The sequence below is a fragment of the Elusimicrobiota bacterium genome, from assembly GCA_016722575.1.
Taxonomy (GTDB): domain Bacteria; phylum Elusimicrobiota; class Elusimicrobia; order FEN-1173; family FEN-1173; genus JADKIY01.
Genome location: JADKIY010000001.1, coordinates 653,594 through 673,751 on the forward strand (window position 1 = coordinate 653,594; position 20,158 = coordinate 673,751).

The 20,158-nt window shown below is 62.5% G+C and carries 20 protein-coding genes and 1 tRNA gene; 19 read left to right on the forward strand and 2 right to left on the reverse strand.

From position 1 onward, the window contains the following. Window positions 1-14 precede the first annotated feature (14 nt). From purN to IPP68_03015, 15 genes are all read left to right on the forward strand, one after another. Window positions 15-614, forward strand: a complete 600-nt coding sequence (gene purN / locus IPP68_02945; GenBank protein MBL0349320.1) for a phosphoribosylglycinamide formyltransferase — start codon at window positions 15-17, stop codon at window positions 612-614. After that, window positions 611-1,903, forward strand: a complete 1,293-nt coding sequence (locus IPP68_02950; GenBank protein MBL0349321.1) for an adenylosuccinate lyase — start codon at window positions 611-613, stop codon at window positions 1,901-1,903. The genes purN and IPP68_02950 overlap by 4 nt, the downstream gene beginning before the upstream one ends. Before the next feature lie 30 nt (window positions 1,904-1,933). Further along, the gene (locus IPP68_02955; protein ID MBL0349322.1) at window positions 1,934-2,752 is read left to right on the forward strand and encodes a hypothetical protein; all 819 of its coding nucleotides are present in this window, start codon (window positions 1,934-1,936) and stop codon (window positions 2,750-2,752) included. Between the two features lie 68 nt (window positions 2,753-2,820). Beyond that, complete coding sequence (locus IPP68_02960) at window positions 2,821-3,153, forward strand: hypothetical protein (protein ID MBL0349323.1); 333 nt, start codon at window positions 2,821-2,823, stop codon at window positions 3,151-3,153. Next, the gene (locus tag IPP68_02965; protein MBL0349324.1) at window positions 3,150-3,428 is read left to right on the forward strand and encodes a YtxH domain-containing protein; all 279 of its coding nucleotides are present in this window, start codon (window positions 3,150-3,152) and stop codon (window positions 3,426-3,428) included. Before IPP68_02960 ends, IPP68_02965 begins: the two co-directional genes overlap by 4 nt. Before the next feature lie 17 nt (window positions 3,429-3,445). Next, complete coding sequence (locus IPP68_02970; protein MBL0349325.1) at window positions 3,446-4,009, forward strand: cyclic nucleotide-binding domain-containing protein; 564 nt, start codon at window positions 3,446-3,448, stop codon at window positions 4,007-4,009. A gap of 8 nt (window positions 4,010-4,017) precedes the next feature. Beyond that, window positions 4,018-5,130, forward strand: coding sequence for an AI-2E family transporter (locus IPP68_02975; GenBank protein MBL0349326.1), 1,113 nt, complete (start codon window positions 4,018-4,020; stop codon window positions 5,128-5,130). Window positions 5,131-5,643: 513 nt separating this feature from the next. After that, window positions 5,644-5,719, forward strand: a tRNA-His gene (locus IPP68_02980). A 444-nt stretch (window positions 5,720-6,163) separates the two neighbouring features. Beyond that, window positions 6,164-6,997: an ABC transporter ATP-binding protein gene (locus tag IPP68_02985; protein MBL0349327.1), complete on the forward strand. Its 834-nt coding sequence runs from the start codon at window positions 6,164-6,166 to the stop codon at window positions 6,995-6,997. Beyond that, on the forward strand, window positions 6,998-7,795 hold the full coding sequence (locus tag IPP68_02990; GenBank protein ID MBL0349328.1) for an ABC transporter permease: 798 nt from the start codon (window positions 6,998-7,000) through the stop codon (window positions 7,793-7,795). A 105-nt stretch (window positions 7,796-7,900) separates the two neighbouring features. Further along, on the forward strand, window positions 7,901-9,769 hold the full coding sequence (locus IPP68_02995; protein MBL0349329.1) for an alpha amylase C-terminal domain-containing protein: 1,869 nt from the start codon (window positions 7,901-7,903) through the stop codon (window positions 9,767-9,769). A gap of 68 nt (window positions 9,770-9,837) precedes the next feature. Continuing rightward, window positions 9,838-10,308: a hypothetical protein gene (locus tag IPP68_03000; GenBank protein ID MBL0349330.1), complete on the forward strand. Its 471-nt coding sequence runs from the start codon at window positions 9,838-9,840 to the stop codon at window positions 10,306-10,308. 329 nt (window positions 10,309-10,637) lie between these two features. After that, complete coding sequence (locus IPP68_03005) at window positions 10,638-11,816, forward strand: hypothetical protein (GenBank protein MBL0349331.1); 1,179 nt, start codon at window positions 10,638-10,640, stop codon at window positions 11,814-11,816. 213 nt (window positions 11,817-12,029) lie between these two features. Continuing rightward, window positions 12,030-12,656, forward strand: a complete 627-nt coding sequence (locus tag IPP68_03010; protein MBL0349332.1) for a hypothetical protein — start codon at window positions 12,030-12,032, stop codon at window positions 12,654-12,656. Window positions 12,657-12,716: 60 nt separating this feature from the next. Continuing rightward, window positions 12,717-14,039 (forward strand): ferric reductase-like transmembrane domain-containing protein, encoded by a 1,323-nt coding sequence (locus IPP68_03015; protein MBL0349333.1) that lies wholly within the window; start codon window positions 12,717-12,719, stop codon window positions 14,037-14,039. A gap of 123 nt (window positions 14,040-14,162) precedes the next feature. Here IPP68_03015 and IPP68_03020 read toward each other — a convergent pair whose 3' ends face one another. Together IPP68_03020 and IPP68_03025 are read right to left on the reverse strand one after the other, a co-directional pair. Then, complete coding sequence (locus IPP68_03020) at window positions 14,163-14,450, reverse strand: hypothetical protein (GenBank protein ID MBL0349334.1); 288 nt, start codon at window positions 14,448-14,450, stop codon at window positions 14,163-14,165. Between the two features lie 5 nt (window positions 14,451-14,455). After that, the gene (locus IPP68_03025) at window positions 14,456-14,893 is read right to left on the reverse strand and encodes a prepilin-type N-terminal cleavage/methylation domain-containing protein (GenBank protein ID MBL0349335.1); all 438 of its coding nucleotides are present in this window, start codon (window positions 14,891-14,893) and stop codon (window positions 14,456-14,458) included. Window positions 14,894-15,193: 300 nt separating this feature from the next. Here IPP68_03025 and IPP68_03030 point away from each other — a divergent pair, with 300 nt between their 5' ends. The 4 genes from IPP68_03030 to IPP68_03045 all read left to right on the forward strand — a co-directional run bounded on the left by IPP68_03030 (window position 15,194) and on the right by IPP68_03045 (window position 20,138). Continuing rightward, window positions 15,194-16,486, forward strand: a complete 1,293-nt coding sequence (locus IPP68_03030) for an O-acetylhomoserine aminocarboxypropyltransferase/cysteine synthase (GenBank protein MBL0349336.1) — start codon at window positions 15,194-15,196, stop codon at window positions 16,484-16,486. 64 nt (window positions 16,487-16,550) lie between these two features. Next, complete coding sequence (locus IPP68_03035) at window positions 16,551-17,666, forward strand: homoserine O-acetyltransferase (GenBank protein MBL0349337.1); 1,116 nt, start codon at window positions 16,551-16,553, stop codon at window positions 17,664-17,666. A gap of 35 nt (window positions 17,667-17,701) precedes the next feature. Next, entirely contained in the window at window positions 17,702-18,268 is a 567-nt protein-coding gene (gene metW / locus IPP68_03040) for a methionine biosynthesis protein MetW (GenBank protein ID MBL0349338.1), read from the forward strand. 487 nt (window positions 18,269-18,755) lie between these two features. Then, on the forward strand, window positions 18,756-20,138 hold the full coding sequence (locus tag IPP68_03045) for a porin (protein MBL0349339.1): 1,383 nt from the start codon (window positions 18,756-18,758) through the stop codon (window positions 20,136-20,138). Window positions 20,139-20,158: the final 20 nt, after the last annotated feature.

The following is a 20,158-nucleotide window of genomic DNA, read 5'->3' on the forward strand; positions in this document are numbered from 1 at the left end:
CCGATCCGGGCGCGATCGGCCTCGGCGTCCTCGTCTCCGGCGGGGGGTCCAATTTCGAAGCCTTGGCCGTGGCGGCCCGGGAGGGGCGCATCCCCGGGGGGGAATTTCGCCTGCTGATTTCGAACAAACCGGCCGTGGGCGCCCTCGACCGGGCCCGGCGGTTGGGCATCGAGGCGCTGGTCCTGGAGCCCCGGGAATTCCCCGACCGCGCGGCGTTTTACGAACGGGTGGCCGCGGAGTTCGAGCGGCGCGGGGTTCAACTGGTGTGCCTGGCCGGTTTCCTGCTCAAGGTCGAACCCAATTTCATCGCTAAATTTCGCGGCCGGATTTTGAACATCCACCCGGCCCTGTTGCCCCACTACGGCGGCGCGGGCATGTACGGCCATCACGTGCACGAAGCGGTGATCAAAGCCGGCGAACGGGAATCGGGTTGCACGGTGCACATCGTGGACGAGGAATTCGACCACGGGCCCATCCGGATGCAGTCCCGGGTGTCCGTTTTGCCCGTGGACACGCCGGACTCCCTGGCGGCCCGGGTGCTGGCCCAGGAACACAAGCTCTACCCGGAGGCGGTGCGCCGCGAGGTGGAGTATTTGCGAAAGGGACTCTCATGATACCCCGCTACACGCGCCCCGACATGGCGGCCCTCTGGACCGAGGAGTTCCGCTGGAACACCATCCTTCAAATTGAAATCGCCGCGGCGGAAGCCTACGCGAAAACCCCCGACGACCGGAAAGCCCTTCGGGCGCTCCGCGCCAAGGCCCGGGTCCATGTTCCCCGAATCCTCGAAATCGAGCGAACCACCAAGCACGACGTCATCGCCTTTTTGACCCAGATCGAGGAAGCGGCCGGTCCGGCCGCCAAGGTTCTGCACCGGGGTCTGACGTCCTCCGACGTGCTGGACACGGCCCTGGCCCTGCAGATGGTCCGCGCGGCGGATCTTTTGACCGGCGGGTTGAACCGCCTGCGAAAAGCCGTTAAGAAACTCGCCCTCGCCCACGCCCGCACCCCGATCATGGGCCGAAGCCACGGGATCCACGGGGAGCCGATCACCTTTGGCTTCAAAGTCGCCGGGTGGTACACGGAACTGTCCCGAGGCGCCGAACGCCTGGCCCGGGCCCGGGCCGAGATCGCCTTCGGGAAAATTTCCGGCGCCATGGGCAACTTCGCCCACCTGGATCCCTCTGTGGAAGCGGCGGTGTGTCGGAAACTGGGGCTTCGCCCCGAACCCGCCTCCACCCAAGTCATCCCCCGGGACCGCCACGCCCTGTTCGTTCAAACCCTCGCCTTGATCGGCGCGGGGATCGAACGGATCGCCACCGAGATCCGACACCTGCAGCGAACCGAAGTGTTGGAAGTGGAAGAGCCGTTTTCCAAGGGCCAAAAAGGCTCCAGCGCCATGCCCCACAAGCGGAACCCCGTGGCTTCCGAAAACGTCTGTGGCCTGGCGCGACTTTTGCGCTCCTACAGCCTGGCGGCGTTGGAAGACGTCGCCCTGTGGCACGAACGCGACATCTCCCATTCGTCGGTGGAACGGGTGATCCTGCCCGACGCGACGATCCTCCTGGATTACATGTTTCACCGGATGGCCGCGGTGATCGAAGGCCTCCAGGTCTACCCGGACCGTATGAAGGCCAATCTGGCCAAAACCGCCGACATCACCTGTTCCCAGCGACTAGTCGTCGCCCTGACGAAAAAGGGCCTCAAAAAACAGGAAGCCTACGAAATCGTTCAAGGCCACGCTCTGGAGGCTTGGACCCGGGGGACGCCCTTTCGGCCCGCGGTGTCCGCCGACCCGCGGGTGGGCGGCCGCCTCTCCCCGGCCGAAATCGCGGGGGCCTTTGATCTCGCGCCCTTCTACCGAAACATCGGCGCGGTCCTGCGCCGCTCCCTCCAAGGGTGATCCGTTGACCCCGCCCCGCCGGACGCTTCGATGACCCGGGAGGTTTTCGTTTTCCGCCAAATCGACGTCGGGGAGTCCGTGCGATTCGCCTTCTCCGTCGTCTTCGCCCACGCGCATTTTTGGTTTGTGATCGGTGCCGCTCTGGCGCTGGCCGGCCCGGCGGTGTCGGGCTGGATTTGGGGCCCGCACCCGCCGTTTTTGGGGCGGACCATTCTCTTTTTGGCCGGCGGTCTTTGGCCCCTCGCGGTGTCCACCCGGATCGCCCTCTTGCGGCTTCAGGGAAAGGCCGTGGGCGTGGACGTTTTGACCGATTGGAGCGCGGTCTACCGCCTGGTGTTGCCCGTCGCCCTGGTCGTCGTGGTGGCCGGGGTCGGCGGTCTGGCCTTCGAGGGATGTCTCTCCCTGGTTTTCCGCAAGGGGATCCCGCCCGTGCTCGGCGGCTTGTTCGCGCCGATAACTCTCATGGGCATCATGCGTTATTACCCCCTGATTTGCCTGGGCGGCATCACCGTGGCCATGCCCCTGTCCTTCGCCCCCTGGGTGGCGATCGACAAGAACCTCGGCGTGTCGGCCGCCATGGAGTGGGCGAGCCGCCTGTCCAAGGACGTCAAAATGGAAATGATGTTCCTTCAGGGGATGATTTTCTTCACCGTGTCGACGACCTTTGTCTTCGGCGCTTTTGCCGGTGGGAAATCCTTTCCGGGAAACGTGATCTCCTATTTCGTTTACACCGGCGGGTTCGCCTTTGCCGCCGCTTTTTGGACGGAAGCCTACCGGGAAGTCCTGGCCTACGAGGAACCGGACGCGGTCAAAACCGGCGCCCCGCGGCAAGTTTTTCGCGTGGGGTAAACCGACTTGACCCGGCGGTCCTTTCGGCCCATACTTAAAGGGAAGTCGTGCCGGTGGGGAGGGCGTCCATGAACGTTGAAGTCTACATCGCCGTTTGCCTGACGTTGATCGTGATCGCCGTGGCCGGCGTCTCGGTCTTTTTGATTTTGGCTCTGTGGCAGCTCCGACGGGCGGCCCGGGCCCTGGAAGCCCTCTCGACGCGGCTGGGCGCCCAGGTGGGCCGGCTGGAGGGATTGGCCGGCGCCCTGGGCAACGTGGCCCTGGCGGCCACGGGCGGTTTGGGTCGGGGCGCCGCGGTGGGCGCCAGCGTGGTGTGGAGCGTCATCGATTTTTTCCGGCAACGCCGCCGCGCCCGCGCGGCGAACGGCGCCGAAGAACCAGCGAAGGAGTCCGTGCGATGAGCGAACAAAACAACACCGGGGGTTCCCTTTGGGCTTTTTTGGTCGGCGCGGGCTTGGGCGTGGCCGCCGGCCTTTTGCTGGCCCCGCGGTCCGGCCGTGAAAGCCGCAAACGCCTCGGCCGCTGGATCGAGGACATGGAAGACGAGGGCAAGGATTTGCTGAAGGAAGGCCGGGACCTCTGGGAACGCGGCAAGAACGTCGCCCAGGAAAAGACCGATAAGATCAAACGCACCCTGGAATCGGTGTCCGCCGAATTCGAGGACGACCGGTCCTGAGCGCCGTGGACGACGTCGTGGCCTCCGCCGTGCCGCCCCGTCCGGCCGCCTGGCCCTTTCGGTGGGTGGGACGGGTGGGCCGGACGATCGCGCCGTTATTCGGCGACGCCGATTTCCGCACCACCCTTCGATTTTTCCGCGGCATCTTCCTTTTTAAGAACCTCGCTCGCAACGACCTCGCCCGCCTCGTGCGTAAAATGATGCAGAAAACCTACGCCCCCGGAGACGTCGTGTTTATGGAAGGGGACCTGGGCCGCGCCTTCTTCGTCGTGGCCGAGGGCAAAGTCGAAGTCACCCGGCGAAACCCCACCACCGGCCAGGAAGAAACCGTCGCCCAGTTTGGCCCGGGGGATTTCTTCGGCGAGATGGTGTTGTTGGACGAACTGCCCCGCTCCGCGACGTGCCGGGTGCTCGATCACACGCGTCTTTACGTCATGTACAAAGACCACTTCGACATCTTGTTGCGAGATTCCCCCCGGGCCGCCGCTCCGATTCTGCACGCTTTGGCGCGTCTCCTGAGCGCCCGCCTTCGCCGGGAACGCCGGGCCTTCGACACCCCCAACGGCGAAGGTCCCGCCTAGTCGCTCCCGTGGCCGATCCCCTTCCGACCCGAACCCGTCTTTCCCTTTCCTGGGGCATGGTGGTGTTGGTCCTTGGGATCCTGGTATGGTTCCTCCATTCCGTCCGTTTCATCCTCCCGCCTTTCGTGATGGCGGCCATATTGGCTTATCTGCTCAACCCGGTCGTGTCCTTTTTTGAAATTCGGGGGCTCCGCCGGGACACGGTGGTTTTGATCCTGTTCGCCCTGCTGGTGGCCGCCGCCGTCGGGTTGGCCTACGGGGGCCTGGTGGCCATTTGGCAGGACTTGCCGGACCTCCGGTCCCAATGGCCCGCCTACATGCGCCAGGCCGATTCGGCCGTCGTGAAATTGCAAAACGATCTTTCCGAATACGTGTGGGTATTGAAGGAACGCCGACTTTTGGAAAAAGGCGTCAACGCCGCCATGGCCTGGGTGGAGCAGAGCCTTTGGCATTCCCCGACGATCTTCGCCTCGGCCTTGACCCTTTCGGTCAACGTGCTTCTCACTCCTTTCATCGCTTTTTTCTTTTTGCGCGGCGGGGCCAAGCTGGCCCAGGGGGTGTTGGACATCTGCCCCGGTCGCTGGGTCGAACGGTTTCTGAGCTTGTTCAATAAATTCGACGAAGTCCTGGGCAACTACACCCGGGGCGTCATTTTCGAGGCGTTTCTGGTGGGTCTGTTTTCGGTCGCGGGACTCTACGCCATCGGCTTGGACTACGCCGCCTTGATCGGCATCGCGACGGGGATCGGCAACATGATCCCGTATTTGGGGCCTCTCCTCGGCGGGACCGTGGGCCTGGTGGTGGCCCTTTTTCAGTTCGGTACCTTGCCGGCCCTGGCCAAGGTGCTGATCATTTTTACCGTGGTCCATTACATCGACAGCTACGTCCTCCAGCCGCTCATCATGAAACGGAGCGTCAACCTGACGCCCGTGACCGTGGTTTTCGCGCTCCTGTGCGGCGGGCACCTGGCCGGGCTCTGGGGGTTGGTCTTCGCCGTTCCCGTGGCGTCCCTGATCAAGGAGGCGAGCCGGATCTTTTTCGATTGGTACAGAGCCGAACGCGGCTACCTGGCCCCCGCCAAAGACATCGCCCTCGCCGCCGCCCGCCCCTGGGTGGTCTGACCGTCGGAAACCCGACGGCTCCCCTCCCGCAGTCGGCCAAAATCATCTAAAATCAACCCGGTTCGTTCCAAACCATCAATTTACGGTGGGTATAGCTCTGGCGGGGTTTCGGGTCCCATGGACCCGCCGCCGGTCCTTTCGCTCCGCGAAAGGGCAGCGTCCGTGGATATGGACGCGAAACGAAACAATTTACGGTGGGTATAGCTCTGGCGGGGTTTCGGGTCCCATGGACCCGCCGCCGGTCCTTTCGCTCCGCGAAAGGGCAGCGTCCGTGGATATGGACGCGAAACGAAACAATTTACGGTGGGTATAGCTTGGCGGGGTTTCGGGTCCCATGGACGCCGGTCCTTTGCCCGCGAAAGGGCAGCGTCCGTGGATATGGACGCGAAACGAAACAATTTACGGTGGGTATAGCTCTGGCGGGGTTTCGGGTCCCATGGACCCGCCGCCGGTCCTTTCGCTCCGCGAAAGGGCAGCGTCCGTGGATATGGACGCGAAACGAAACAATTTACGGTGGGTATAGCTCAGCGGTTAGAGCGTCCGGCTGTGGCCCGGAAGGTCGCGGGTTCAAATCCCGTTACTCACCCCAGTTTGACCCTGTTTGTTTCAGGGCGCGACGTTTGTCGGCCCGGACACCCACGCAGGGCTTTGGGTGCGGGCAGCGGTCCCAGGGGGACCGAAACCCTGCCCGAGGTCGCGGGTTCAAATCCCGTTACTCACCCCAGTTTGACCCTGTTTGTTTCAGGGCGCGACGTTTGTCGGCCCGGACACCCACGCAGGGCTTTGGGTGCGGGCAGCGGTCCCAGGGGGACCGAAACCCTGCCCGAGGTCGCGGGTTCAAATCCCGTTACTCACCCCAGTTTGACCCTGTTTGTTTCAGGGCGCGACGTTTGTCGGCCCGGACACCCACGCAGGGCTTTGGGTGCGGGCAGCGGTCCCAGGGGGACCGAAACCCTGCCCGAGGTCGCGGATTCAAATCCTGACCGCGCCAGCGGCCTTTCCCCCAAGGCATTCATGGTTAGCGCCGTCAGAAATGCCGCGTGGGGGCGGCCGTTATTCACCCCATTTCTCTCGTTTCCGGCTCTGGCCGGTGAAGCTCGTGTCGCCCGGAGACCTCCCCATCGACGTTCTTCGCATCGAATCCCTTCATAAAAGCTACGGCGAGAAGAAGGCCGTGGACGGGGTTTCCTTTTCCGTGGCGGAGGGGGAAATCCTGGGCCTTTTGGGCCCCAACGGCGCCGGGAAGACCACCTTGATCAACATGGCCCTGGGCGTCCTGGAGCCGGACGCGGGCGTCGTACGGGTGGAGGGCGAGGATTTGGCCCGGCACCGAAGCTGGGCTCTTTCCCGCATGAACTTCGCCGCCGTTTACGCGCCGCTCCCCGGTAATTTGACCGTGCTTCAAAATCTTCGGGTGTTCGCCATGCTTTACGGGATTCCCCGGCCCCGGGAACGCATCGACGCTTTGTTGGATCGATTTGATTTGAAAAAATTCCGGGACGCTAAGTGCGGGGCGCTTTCCTCCGGGGAACAGACCCGCGTGTCCCTGGCCAAGGCTCTGCTGAACAGCCCCCGGCTCCTTCTGTTGGACGAGCCCACGGCGTCCCTGGACCCGGCCACGGCCCGGGACCTTCGAACGGTGATCAAATCCATCGTCCGGGAGGACCGGGCGGGCATTCTTTGGACTTCCCACAATATGCGCGAAGTCGTCGAAGTCTGCGACCGGGTTCTCTTTCTCTCCGGGGGGCGCGTGCTGTTGGAGGGCGATCCCAAAACCCTGCCCGCCCAGCACGGCAAAGAAAACCTCGAGGAACTTTTCATCGCCGTGGCCCAGACGCCGTTGGCCCTCGAAGAGGGGAACGCTTAAATGCGCTTCCACCGCGTGGCCGCCGTGGGCCTCCGCTATGTTTATCTCATTCGCGGCAGCGTGTCCCGGGTCTTCCCCCTGTTCTCCTGGGTGGCCATCGACATGGTCCTCTGGGGGTTTTTGACCCGGTATCTGAACACGCTTTCGACGGTGAATTTCGTCCCGATGCTTCTGGGCGCCGTGCTTCTTTGGGATTTTTTCATCCGAGTCATGCAGGGCGTCACCCTGGTCTTTTTTGAGGACGTCTGGACCCGGAACTTCCTCAACGTCTTTTCCACTCCCATCACCGTGGGGGAATACGTGGCCGGGTTGGTGCTCTCCAGCGTGGTGTCCAGCGCCATCGGCCTGGCCGTCATGCTGGCCCTGGCCGTGCCGGTCTTCGGTTTTTCCTTCGCGGCCTACGGCGCCCTGGCCTTGCCCTACGTGATGGTCCTTTTTCTCTTCGGCATCGCCGTCGGCGTTCTCTGTTGCGCCCTGGTGTTGCGCCTGGGGCCCGCGGCGGAATGGTTCATCTGGCCCATCCCGGCCTTCATTTCGCCGTTCGTCGGCGTCTTCTACCCCGTGTCCACCCTCCCGGGGTGGATGCGATGGGTCGGGCGCCTCCTGCCGCCCTCCTACGTCTTTGAAAACCTTCGGTCGCTGGTTCTGGGGCGCGGGCCCGGACCCGGGGGCTTGGCCCTGGCCGGGGGACTCGCCGTTGCCCATCTCGTTTTGGCCGCCTGGGTGTTTAAGAAGGTGTTTCGCGGCGCCGTGCGCAGCGGCTTGATCGCGCGTTACAGCGCCGAAAGCGTCACGTAGACCCCCTTCGCCCGTTCCATTTTTCACCCACCGGGATTTTCCGGTTTCCCTGCCTGTAACCTTTTTTCCCCTGCGCGTTTCTTACCAGCGCGCCTCCCCAGCCCGATGCCCGGGACGGGACCGTCGGCTCGATCGATAGGGGGAAGAGTGGCCACTGTTGAAGACGCTCCGAAAATTCGGCCCGGTCTCGGGGCCCTCCCCCACGCCCGGGGGGTTTCCTTTCGCCTGTGGGCGCCCCACGCCACGAAGGTTTTTATAATCGGAAGCTTCAACCGTTGGAACGAGACCGTTTCGCCGCTCGCGCTGGAAAAAGACGGTTTCTGGTCAACGGATCTGCCCGACGCCGAGGTCGGCGATGAATACCGCTATTTGATTCATTCGCCCGCCGAATGGAATTTGCCACCCCTCTCCCGCATCGACCCCCACGCCCGAAAAGTGACCAGTTCCGCCGGCAACGCCGTGGTCTACGACCCCGCCGCCTTCGATTGGGGCGACGACGCTTTCAAAATGGCTCCGGGAAACGAGCTGATCATCTACGAAATGCACATCGGCACCTTCCACGTCAAAGAAAAGGGCCGCCCGGGGACGTTCGCGAGCGCCATGGAGAAATTGCCCTACTTGAAGGGGTTGGGGATCAACGCCGTGGAAATCATGCCGATCGCGGAATTCGAGGGCGACTTTTCCTGGGGCTACAACCCCGCGCACCCCTTCGCCGTGGAGAGCGTGTACGGCGGGCCGGACGGTTTCAAACAATTTGTCAAAGCGGCCCATGTCCACGGCATCGCCGTTCTGGTGGACGTCGTGTACAACCACCTGGGACCGACGGACTTGGCCCTCTGGCGGTTCGACGGGTGGAGCGAGAACGGCAAGGGCGGCGTCTACTTTTACAACGACCACCGGTCGCAAACCCCCTGGGGCGACACGCGCCCGGATTACGGCCGGGGCGAAGTGCGACAATACCTCCGCGACAACGCGCTGATGTGGTTCGAGGAATGCCGCGTGGACGGCCTCCGGTGGGACATGATCCTCTACATCAAGTCCATCGACGGGAGCGAGGACGATCCCGCCAAGGAAATCCCCGAAGGGTGGAGTCTGATGCAATGGATCAACGTGGAAATTCAGCGGCGCTTCCCCGGAAAAATCAGCATCGGCGAAAGCATGCGGAACAACCCCTGGGTCACCAAAGACGTGGGGGCGGGCGGGGCCGGTTTCAACGCCCAATGGGACGCGGCCTTCGTCCATCCCGTGCGGGAGGCGGTGATCGCCCGGGACGACGCTTCCCGAGACGCGGGCGCCGTGGCCCGGGCGATCGAGCATCGCTACGACGAGGACGCCTTCCGCCGGATCATTTTCACCGAATCCCACGACGAGATCGCCAACGGCCGGGCCCGCGTCCCGGAAGAGATTTGGCCCGGGAAAGTGGACAGCTGGTTCTCCAAGAAACGATCCACCCTGGGCGCCGCCCTCGTTTTGACGTCCCCGGGCATCCCCATGCTCTTTCAGGGGCAGGAACTATTGGAGGATCGATGGTTCCAGGACAAGGACCCCATCCTTTGGTCCCGGGCCGAGGACGAACACGGGATTTTGGGCATGTATCGGGACATGATCGGCTTGCGGCGAAATTCGAAGGGAACCGCCCGGGGCTTGTGCGGCCAAAATCTTCACCTCTTTCATTTCGACGGGGCGGCGAAAGTGATCGCCTTTCACCGGTGGGACAAGGCCGGCCCCAAGGACAGCGTCGTGGTGGCGGTGAACCTGACGAATCAATTTCAAGACCATTACCGCGTGGGGTTCCCCCGGGCGGGGCGGTGGGCGACGCGGTTCAACAGCGACTCCTACGCCTACGACCCCCATTTTGCCAACCATTTGACCCCGGACGTGGAGGCCGGCGACGGCGCCCTCGACGGACTGCCTTTTTCGGGTCTCGTCAACGTGGGGCCCTACACGGTGGTCGTTTTTTCCCAGGACAAGTAGTCCGGGCGTTGGTTCGGCGGACCGAAATAAACGCCACAAACAAATCCCTTTTTCATATAAAAGCGCCGATGAACGACGCGCTCTTTGTGCCCCCCGGCGGCCCGCCGGCCGAAGGCCCCTCCCGGGACACGTACGGCCGCATGGGCGAGGAGAATATTTTTCGACTGTGCGCGGATTTTTACCGGGCCCTGGAAAAAACGGAAATCCGACCCCTCTTCCCCTCCGACATGGCGGAGGCGTCCAAAAAACTGGGGGCGTTCTTGGTGGGCCTTCTGGGCGGCCCGCCCCTTTACCACGAACGGTACGGACCGCCCCGCCTGCGGGCCCGCCACCTCCCTTTCGCCATCGACGAAAACGCCCGGCGCGTTTGGTTCTCCACTTTTTGCGGGGTGCTCAAAAACGCGGCCGTCGACTACCAGTTCCCACCGGAACACCTCCCCGGGTTCATCGCCTTCCTGGACGCCTTCGCGGGGTGGATGGTGAACCGCCCGCCGACGTACGATCCGCGCGCGCCCGTCGAAAATCAGCCCCCGTCCTGACGGTTGTCATGGCGGTCGCCAGCCCGCCAGCGCGGTGGTTTTTCCCCGTGTCCAATCATTGCCAATGGGGCATGCTCACCACCGTCGAATATATCAACGATGCACGGCGTTCCCTTAAGCCCCGCCCAAGGATTCGGTCAACGAGGATTTTTTCCACCCGGGATCAAACTCTTACCTGATCGAAGTCATATCTGAAATTAATTCAAAATGACATAATTTCGAGCGGAAGGTTGTGCGAGAATGAAAAAGGAAATTTACCCGCCAGTTACCCAATGGTTTATTTGGCCGACCAAGCGGAGCCTGGCATTTGTGAGTCGCCGGAGGATTCAGTGAAAACCCAATTCTTTGCACCTCGAATTACCATCCACAGCGCCTCCTCTGCCATTCTGGTGCTCGTTGCCGCCCTGTTAACGGGTTGCGCCACCATCGTCAAAGGGCGATCCGTTCAAGACATAACCATTAACACGGTTCCCTCAAAAGCGCTGGTCACCATATTCGATCAGAAAACCAAGGGCCGGGTTTTTCAAGGGGAGACCCCGGTGACGGCAAAACTTAATAAGAGCCGGGGATATTTTGATCCTCGCCAATACCGTGTTCTTGTGCAAAGAGAGGGATATGCCGACAATATTGTGGATCTGTATCCGACCGTTTCGGGCTGGTATGTCGGCGGGAATGTTTTGCTCGGGGGGCTTATTGGCTGGATGGTTGCCGATCCCGCATCGGGCGCTATGTGGAATCTTTCGCCCGAGACAATAGAAATAGATTTGGATCAGGCCACTTTGGCGAATCCGATGACGTCGACGCCTTCGGTGAAACCCGCCGACGCTAGGAATCCAACGAGCTTTCCCACTCTTGAGACGGCCCCGCGTAAGACGATGACCCCGTTTTTTGAAGCGGTTTTCTACAAATCGAACAACGCTTACGGTAACCACGTTAAAGTTTCGGAAATACGGATTTTTCAGAATGGCGGTGATACCGTCGGACAAAACGTATCCTTTGAAACGGGTTCGGGGGTGGAATACAAAGGCGGCATTTACTTCCCCGTTGGCTCCGGCCACACTCAGGTCGGCTGGGCGTGCGGATTCGTCTCGGGGCCGCGCGGTCACTGGGTGGTGGATAAATGGGCGACTCCGTCCGGGAATACAACCCGCGTTGACGGAATCTATCGCGCGAAATATTCGAGGGTCATGGGATTGATCCGGCGTGATATTCCCGCGACGGACAGGGTGCAATTTCATCTTCAAGGCGCCGGCGGCGGGGCCATGGGCGAAATGAAGGGAAGCTTGGTGGTGAGTGAGAGTATTCTTCCCTCCCCCTCGGATACGAAAAACTTTGAGGGGAGTTGGTTCGGTCCCACGTTTGAACTTTCGGGTGGTGTGTCGTTTTTACTTCAACGGTCGGCCATGAAAATTGGTGTGGTTTACAGTTGGTTCCCGGAAAAATCCGAGGACGAGATGCCCTTCCTCAACTGGCATCCCGTCGGTTTAAAGGTTTCCCTGGAATTTTGATTTACGGAAGCGGGAACTGGCCAGCCGGTCGCCAGAGTCCTGGAACAAAGGACTGTGAATGATCCGAGAGGATGTTTGCCCGCCGACGTCCGACCCCCGCGCGCCCGTCAAAAATCAGCCCCCGTCCTGACGGCTGTCATGGCGGGCGCACCCCTTTCCTGATATCGTGAAGGTGAGCTCCGGCCCCGTTACCGCCGGGCCGGAGGAACCCTTATGAAGCCGTCCGCTGGCGTCGTGTGGTCCCTGGCGTTGTTGACCGCGGGTTGTGCCGCCTTCCGTGTGGATTCCCACCGGGAAGCCTCGGCGGATCGGGGGGATTTCAAAAAAACCCTTGTCGCCTACGTCGGCGGCGAGGCCTCCACCCGGGCGGAAGTGGAAGAGGCCCTGGTCCGGGCCTTTCGGGCGCGTCAGGCGGCGCCGGCCCGTTGGTCGGACTCCCTGGCCGCCGCCCTCTCTCCCGCCGCGGCCATGTCCGCGGCCCGCCAATCGGGTTTTGATTCCCTCTTTGTTCTGGAAAAACATTCCATGGTCCATTGGACCGGGAAAGACCCCCTGCCCGAAACTTGGGAGGCCGCTCTGATCCCCCCGGCGTCGGATTCCAAGGTCGCGGATTTGATGTCGGTCGAAAGCCAAAGCCGCGCGGGCGAGGAACGTTTCGTCAACGGCCGGGCTTTTCTTTTTGATTTGACCACCGGCCGCCGGGTGTGGTGGGCCCACGGAACCGGGCGGGCGGAAAAAAGCCTTCGCACGACCGATTTCGTCGAGCAGGCCGCCCGGGCCTGCGTGAAGGAATTGGCCCGGGACGGGCTGTTGCCCCGCCGCCCGGGCTCGGACCGATAATTCGGGCGCGCCCGTCCGGGCGAAGCCGGATCTTCCAGGAGAATCCCTACGAATCGAGTCGTGCGCGGCATCCTGTGGTTCGGGTTTTATCTCTTTTTGATCGTGCTTCCGCTGATCCTCGGCGTTCGGGGCGATCCCGCGGCGGAGGCGCGCCCCGCCACGCTCGAGGCCGCCGTGGCGGCGGGGTACGTGGGGCTGGCCCTCATGGCGTTCGAGTTCGCCTTGATCTCCCGGGTCCGGTCCGTGGCCGGGGCCTTCGGGCAGGACGCCCTTGAGAAATTTCACAAAGAGATCGGCATCGTCGCCCTCCTTTTTGTGCTGGCGCACCCCGCCCTTCTTTTTTTCAACGGTTTTTCCGCCGGATCCCTCCTGAATCCCTTTTCGGGGGAAACCCCCGGCGTTCTCCGGTGGGGCATGGCGTCCTTTTACGCCGCCTTGGCCATCGTCGTCCTGGCCCTGGGCCGCAAACGCCTGCGCATTCCCTACGAATGGTGGCAATGGAGCCACGCCCTGCTGGCCCTGGCCGCCGTGGCGGGGGGGCTGTTCCACATCTTCGGTATTGGCAATTACACCGGGTCGACGGCCATGAAAAGTCTCTGGGCGATCTACGCCGTCGTCCTGGTGGGGCTCACGGTGCGCTACCGGGTGGTCCGGCCGCTGGTGCGTTGGCGGCGGCCCTGGGAGATCGTGGAAAACATTTCGGAGCGGGGCGACGCCCGGACGCTCGTTCTCCGGCCCGTCGGGCACCCGGGTTTTCGTTTTGACCCCGGCCAATTCGCCTGGGTTCTGACCGGGGCCACGCCCTTCGGCTGGGAGCAGCATCCCATTTCCATTTCCTCCTCGGCCGAAGGACCCGAAGGGTCGCCGATTTCCTTTTCCGTCAAAGCCCTGGGCGACTGGTCCGGCGGGCGCGTGCCCGCTCTCGCGACCGGACGCCGTCTGTGGCTGGACGGGCCCTACGGGGTTTTTTCCATCGATCGACAGCAGGGGCCGGGGTATGTGATGATCGGGGGCGGCGTGGGCATCACGCCCCTTTATTCCATGTGCTTGACCATGGCGGACCGGGAGGACGTGCGCCCGGTCACGCTGTTCTACGGCAGCCGTCGGTGGGAGGACGTGACCTTCCGGGAAGGGTGGGACGCGTTGTCCCGGCGAATGAATTTGAAAATCGTCCATGTCTTGGAGGAGGCTCCCGCGGGTTGGACCGGCGAAACGGGGTTCATTACGGCGGCGATTCTTCAAAAACATTTGCCGAAGGCTTTTCGGCGCTGCCCGTTTTTTGTCTGCGGTCCGCCGCCCCTCATGGACGCCATGGAAGACGTTTTGCCCGGCCTGGGGGTCGATGAGGACCACATCCACACCGAACGTTTCGACATGGTGTGAGGAGAACGTCGTGCGACACCGCATCGTAACCCGCGTGGTGGTTTTTGTGGCGGCCGTGCTGTTGGCGGCCTGCGCGTTGTTTGTTTGGGGGGTGACTCCCCGGGGCGGGGGTTGACCGCGGGTTTATTTCGAGTCGGCGTGTCCGGCGGGGGACACCCCGCCGTCCTTGAAGGCGATCACTTTTAATTTAATTTCCACATCGGCGGGGGCCTGGTAGGAAAGACGCTGGGGGACCGACAGGCGGACAAAGGCGAACCCTTCCGGTCCCTGGAGGGCCACGGCGCCTTCGGCGGCGCCGGACCAAACCCGGGCGGTCAATCGCGCGCCCGGTGTTTTGGCTTTTAATTGGTATTGGAGTTTGACCCACCGGGCGGTGGGCGGCACCGCCGGGGACAGATCCGCGTCGGGCATCGTCGTCAGTAGAGGGACCAGGTCACCCCGCGGGTGTCCGTGTGGGTGCAGTTCACCACGACAAGGCCGTTGCCCCCGTTGTAATACCAAGCCCGGACAATGGCCCAATCATCGATGACGGCGCCGACGTTGCTGGTTTCCGCGTGGTTGATCGGTGCGGGAAACCCGATGGCCGGAAGGGCGTCCACATACCGGGGGACCAAGGACGCCTGGGACTGGGGATAGAGACCCTCGTTTTCCGCGTAATACAAATTGACGGCGGCGCGAAAGGTGCCCAGCTTGCCCTTGACCGTGGCTTCCCGGGCCTTTAAGGTGAGGTTCGCAAATTTCGGAATGGCGATGGCCGCCAAAAGTCCAATGATGGCCACCACGATCATGAGTTCGATCAGCGTGAATCCGGCTCGGCGTTTCGGAGATTTTCGTCGATGTCGTGGGGAGAGCACGGGGCCATTCAATCAAAATACCAGAAACGCCGAAAGGGCCTTCTTTGACATTGCGGGCGATTTTTGTATAGTTCCGGAAACGGTGAGGCTTTAATTTCCAACTTGCCCCAGCCGTGCGACGCGCAAAACGCGGAGCGAATTGGGCGCTAAAGCGGTGGAGTCCCTCAGTTTTCCGACGGCCCGCACCGCAACACTCGGCGCGGGCGTTTTTATTCCCGCCGCATTTTGCCAAAGGCAAAATACCGCGGGCCGGCTCAAAGAGCCGGCAACTCCCGCCGCCCTAAAAAACGGAGCATTCCCATGACGCAATTCGACGCAACCTTAAAAGCGGAAACCCTCGCGCTTCACGGCGGGCAGGAAGCCGATCCCACGACCGGGTCCCGGGCCGTGCCCATCTACCAGACGACGTCCTATCAATTCAAAAGCTCCGACCACGCGGCCAACCTCTTCGGCCTGCGGGAGTTCGGCAACATCTACACCCGGTTGATGAACCCCACCACCGACGTGCTGGAAAAACGCATCGCCGCCCTGGACGGCGGCGTGGGGGCCCTGGGGGTCGCCAGCGGGCAGTCGGCCATCAGCCTGGCGCTCCTCAACATCGCCCAGGCCGGGGACGAGATCGTCTCCGCCGACAACTTGTACGGCGGCACCTACAATCTCTTCCACTACACCTTCGCGAAGTTCGGGATCACCGTCAAGTTCGTGAAGTCCAACGACCTGGACGCCTTCCGGAAGGCCATCACGCCCAAGACCAAGGCCATCTACGCCGAGTCCATCGGCAACCCCAAGCTCGACGTCGCCGACTTGGACGGCCTTTCCAAAATCGCCCACGACAACGGCCTGCCCTTCGTCCTGGACAACACGGTGTCGCCCTACCTCCTGCGTCCCTTCGACCACGGGGTGGACATCGCCGTCTACTCCGCGACGAAGTTCATCGGCGGCCACGGCACCTCCATCGGCGGCTTGATCGTGGATTCGGGCAAGTTCGATTGGACCAACGGGAAATTTCCGTTGATCGCCGGTCCGGACCCGTCCTACCACGGCATCAACTTCGTCGAAGCCTTGAAGCCCCTGGGGAACATCGCCTACATCATCAAGGCCCGCGTGACGCTCCTGCGCGACTTGGGGCCGGCGCTCTCGCCCTTCAACGCCTTCCTGCTTTTGCAGGGGTTTGAAACCCTGCATCTGCGGCTGCCCCGCCACGCGGAAAACGCCCTGGCCGTGGCGCAATTCCTGAAAAAGCACCCCAAAGTGGCCTGGGTCAACTACCCCGGCCTCGCCGACAGCCCCGAGCAGGCCCGGGTGAAAAAATATTTGCCCAAGGGCGCGGGCGCCATCCTGGGTTTCGGCATCAAAGGCGGCAAGGAGGCGGGCCGGAAATTCATCGACGGTCTCAAGCTCATCAGCCACCTGGCCAACGTGGGCGACGCCAAAACCCTGGCCATCCACCCGGCCACGACCACGCACCAGCAGCTCTCGGCCGAAGAGCAAAAGGCCACGGGGGTGACGGAAGATTTCGTGCGCCTCTCCGTGGGCTTGGAACACATCGACGACATTCGGACCGACATCGACCAGGCGCTGGCTAAAGCGTGAGGGAGAGATTGGCGAAGGGGAGCGGGGGAGCAACGGCTTGAACCCTGGCGATGGGGTGGGTCTCGTGGAAACGGAAACCTTCGCCTTCGGCTCGGCCGAGGACCCTCTGCGGCTGGCCTCGGGCCAAACCCTGGGGCCGGTCGCCGTGGCCTACGAAACCTACGGCCGGTTGGACGATCAAAAAACCAACGCCATCCTCCTGCTCCACGCCCTGACCGGCGACGCCCACGTGGCCGGCTTCCACGAGGGGGAACCCAAACCCGGCTGGTGGGAGGCCATGGTGGGACCCGGCCGGGCCTTCGACACCGACAAATACTTCATCGTCTGCTCCAACGTGATCGGTGGGTGCCGGGGCTCCACGGGTCCCGGGTCCGTGAACCCGGCCACGGGCAAACCCTACGCCTTGACGTTTCCCGTGATCACCGTGGCCGACATGGTCGAGGCCCAGCGGCGGCTGATGGACCACCTGGGCGTGCCCGCCTGGCTCTCGGTCGTGGGCGGGTCCATGGGCGGCATGCAGGCCCTGCAGTGGGCCGCGAGCTATCCGGAGCGGGTGCGGAGCGTGGTGCCCATCGCCACCACGCTGAAGCACTCGCCCCAACAGATCGCCTTCGACGAAGTGGGCCGCCAGGCCATCATGGCCGACCCGGACTGGATGGGGGGAAATTACTACGAGCACGGCCAACCCGAGCGGGGCTTGGCCGTGGCCCGCATGATCGGCCACATCACCTACATGTCCGATCAATCCATGGAGGAGAAGTTTTCCCGGCGGCTCAAAACCGAAGGGTTCAAATTCACCTTCGACGCGGAGTTCGAGGTGGAGGGGTATCTTCGCTACCGGGGCGCCCACTTCGTCCGTCGCTTCGACGCCAACAGCTACCTTTACGTCACCCGGGCCATGGATTACTTTGACCTCTCCGGCGACAAACTGTTCAAACCCGGAGCCCCGCTCCCGCGTTTCCTGGTGATCTCCTTTAAATCCGACTGGCTCTACCCCTCCTACCAGTCCCGGGACATCGTCTCGGCTCTGCGGTCCCGCCAGGCCGACGTGACTTACGTCGAAGTCAGCTCCACCTACGGCCACGACGCTTTCCTTTTGGAATTCGAGGAACAGCACCGTCTCTTAAAATCCTTTTTGGCGAAAACCCGGGACGGCCTGACCGTCGGGGGCCGGCCGTGACGGACGTTCGCCCGGACCACGCGGCCGTCCTGGCCATGGTGACCCCCCGGTCACGCGTCCTGGACCTTGGTTGCGGGACGGGAGACCTCCTCGCCCTGCTCGTTCGGGAAAAACAAGTGATCGCCCAGGGGATCGAACTGCGGGACGAGTCGATTTACCAATGCGTGGAAAAGGGCCTCACGGTTCTGCACGGGGACATTGAGGGCGGGTTGGGGGAATTTCCCGATCAATCCTTCGATTTCGTGATTTTGAACCAGAGCATGCAGGAAACCCGGAACGTGGAATTCGTCATGAAAGAAGCGCTTCGGGTGGGAAAAGCGGCCATTATCGGTTTCCCGAACATGTGCTATTGGAAGGCCCGGTTCGACGTGTTTTTCCGGGGCCGGACGCCCGTTTCCCGGGCCCTCCCCTACCGTTGGCACAACACACCCAACGTCCACTTCCTAAGTTTTCTGGACTTTACCGACTTCTGCCGGGAAAAGGGCCTCGAGATCTTGGACCGCGCCGCCCTGAACGCCCGGGGACCCGTTCGCTGTTGGCCCAACCTCTTCGGGGAAATCGCGGTTTACAAGCTACGGCCGGGACGGTCCTGCGCGCTTTGAATTTTCCGTCGAAAAATAATTACTTGACGAGTCGACGTTGAATTTGTTAAGATAAGAAAATAGCAACGGCGAGGCTTTAAGAACCAACTTGCCCCGGCCGCTGACCAGCGAAAGCTGGAAAGAAACAGGGGGCTAAAGCGGCGAAGGACGAAGTTTCATTGTTTCCCGTGCCGCTTATCAAGCCGCACGGGTTTTTTTATTTTAAGGCCCCGCCGTGCTTTTGAGATGGCCTTGATGCTGTTTGATATGATAAATCAGCATGAATTTTGAATTTATTTTTTTGGCGAGATCCCAAGCCCGCGTCGCCGCGGAAAACTTGGGACCGCGCCGACCGGCGAGGCTTTAATTTCCAACTTGCCCCGGCCGACTCTCACGAGTAAACAGGGCGCTAAAGCGGTCGTGTCCACAAGAGGATTTGTGACCCGTGCCGCATCAAAAGGCACGGGTCTTTTTTTGGGCCCGGCCAAAAAACCGAAGGAGAAAACCAATGAAGAAACAATGGGCAGTGGCCGGAGCGATCGTTTTGGGCGCTTTGGGCGGATGGAAAAGGGTGAACGCGGACGAATTGGCGGATCGGTTGAGCCAATTGGAACAACGGCAGAGCGTACTGGAGCGGAAATACGAAGTCGACCAGGAAAACGCCGCCAACAAGGCCAAGGAAACCGCTTTGGCCAACGCCAGCGGCAAAGACGGGTTCGGGGTTAAATCGCCGGACGGCGCCTTTTCCTTGAAATTGTACGGCGACGTCCAAGCGGACGGACGGTTTTTCCTCAAGGACGGCTCCCACGGGGTGACGTCTACCTTGACGGACACCTTTCTTCTCCGGCGCCTTCGTCCGGGGGTGGAGGTGACCCTCAATAAATGGATCACCGGCCGGCTTCAGCCGAACTTTGGAAACGGCGGGGCGACCTTGGACGACGCCTACGCCAATTTGGCTTTCCGGCCCACCGCGCAACTTCGCGTCGGTCGCTTCAAGCCGCCCGTGGGGTTGGAAAATCTTCGGTCCAGCGCCCGCTTAACCTTTGTGGAGCGCGCGCTCCCAACCGGGTTGGTGCCCAACTACGATCTGGGCGCCCAACTGTGGGGCGAGCTCGGGGCCGGACGGGCGGTCTACGCCGTGTCCGCGACCAACGGGGCGGCCGACGGCGCCAACGTCGACGGCGCCGACACGACGGATCGAAAAGATTTCGCCGCTCGGGTGTTCTTGACGCCTTTTAAGACATCGATCAAGCCCTCCCTGGCGGGGTTGGGGTTCGGATTTTCCGGATCCACCGGTCGGCAGGTCGGAACCGCCGCGGCGCCCGGGTTGACCGCCGGTTATAAAACCCACGGCCAAAACACCTTCTTTGCCTACCAGGGTCGAGCCGTGGCGGCCGGGAATCGGACGCGTTGGTCGCCCCAGCTGACGTGGTTTTCCGGTCCCTGGGCGCTGCTCGGCGAGCACGTGACGAGCCGCCAGGCAGTCCGGTCGACGGTCACCTTCGTCACCGCGGACTTGATTCAGCGGTCCTGGCAAGTCGCGGCGAGCTATGTGTTGACCGGGGAGGACGCCACGGACAAAGGCGTCAAGCCCCGCCATCCCTACGAACCGGGCCACGCCGGATGGGGGGCCTGGGAAATCGCCGCCCGTTTCGGCCAATTCACGGCCGGCCGGGCCGTCTTCGACCAGGTGGGGGCGAACACGTCCTTCGCCAGCGCCGCCGCCTCGGCCCGTTCGGCGCGATCTCTTTCCGCCGGTTTGAATTGGTATGCGACCAACAGCGTCAAGTGGCAGACGAACTTCGAAACCACGTCCTTCGACGGCGGCGCGGCCGGAGCCAACCGGCCGGTGGAGCGGGTCCTTTTGACCCGGATTCAACTGTCCTATTGAACGTTCCCTCAAACTTTTTA

Bases quoted from the DNA above. Each gene is read 5' to 3' on its own strand.
- IPP68_02950 (MBL0349321.1), top strand. From the start codon at position 611: ATGATACCCCGCTACACGCGCCCCGACATGGCGGCCCTCTGGACCGAG.
- IPP68_02955 (MBL0349322.1), top strand. From the start codon at position 1,934: ATGACCCGGGAGGTTTTCGTTTTCCGCCAAATCGACGTCGGGGAGTCC.
- IPP68_02960 (MBL0349323.1), top strand. From the start codon at position 2,821: ATGAACGTTGAAGTCTACATCGCCGTTTGCCTGACGTTGATCGTGATC.
- IPP68_02965 (MBL0349324.1), top strand. From the start codon at position 3,150: ATGAGCGAACAAAACAACACCGGGGGTTCCCTTTGGGCTTTTTTGGTC.
- IPP68_02985 (MBL0349327.1), top strand. From the start codon at position 6,164: ATGCCGCGTGGGGGCGGCCGTTATTCACCCCATTTCTCTCGTTTCCGG.
- IPP68_02990 (MBL0349328.1), top strand. From the start codon at position 6,998: ATGCGCTTCCACCGCGTGGCCGCCGTGGGCCTCCGCTATGTTTATCTC.
- IPP68_02995 (MBL0349329.1), top strand. From the start codon at position 7,901: ATGCCCGGGACGGGACCGTCGGCTCGATCGATAGGGGGAAGAGTGGCC.
- IPP68_03000 (MBL0349330.1), top strand. From the start codon at position 9,838: ATGAACGACGCGCTCTTTGTGCCCCCCGGCGGCCCGCCGGCCGAAGGC.
- IPP68_03010 (MBL0349332.1), top strand. From the start codon at position 12,030: ATGAAGCCGTCCGCTGGCGTCGTGTGGTCCCTGGCGTTGTTGACCGCG.
- IPP68_03020 (MBL0349334.1), bottom strand. From the start codon at position 14,450: ATGCCCGACGCGGATCTGTCCCCGGCGGTGCCGCCCACCGCCCGGTGG.
- IPP68_03030 (MBL0349336.1), top strand. From the start codon at position 15,194: ATGACGCAATTCGACGCAACCTTAAAAGCGGAAACCCTCGCGCTTCAC.
- metW (MBL0349338.1), top strand. From the start codon at position 17,702: ATGGTGACCCCCCGGTCACGCGTCCTGGACCTTGGTTGCGGGACGGGA.
- IPP68_03045 (MBL0349339.1), top strand. From the start codon at position 18,756: ATGAAGAAACAATGGGCAGTGGCCGGAGCGATCGTTTTGGGCGCTTTG.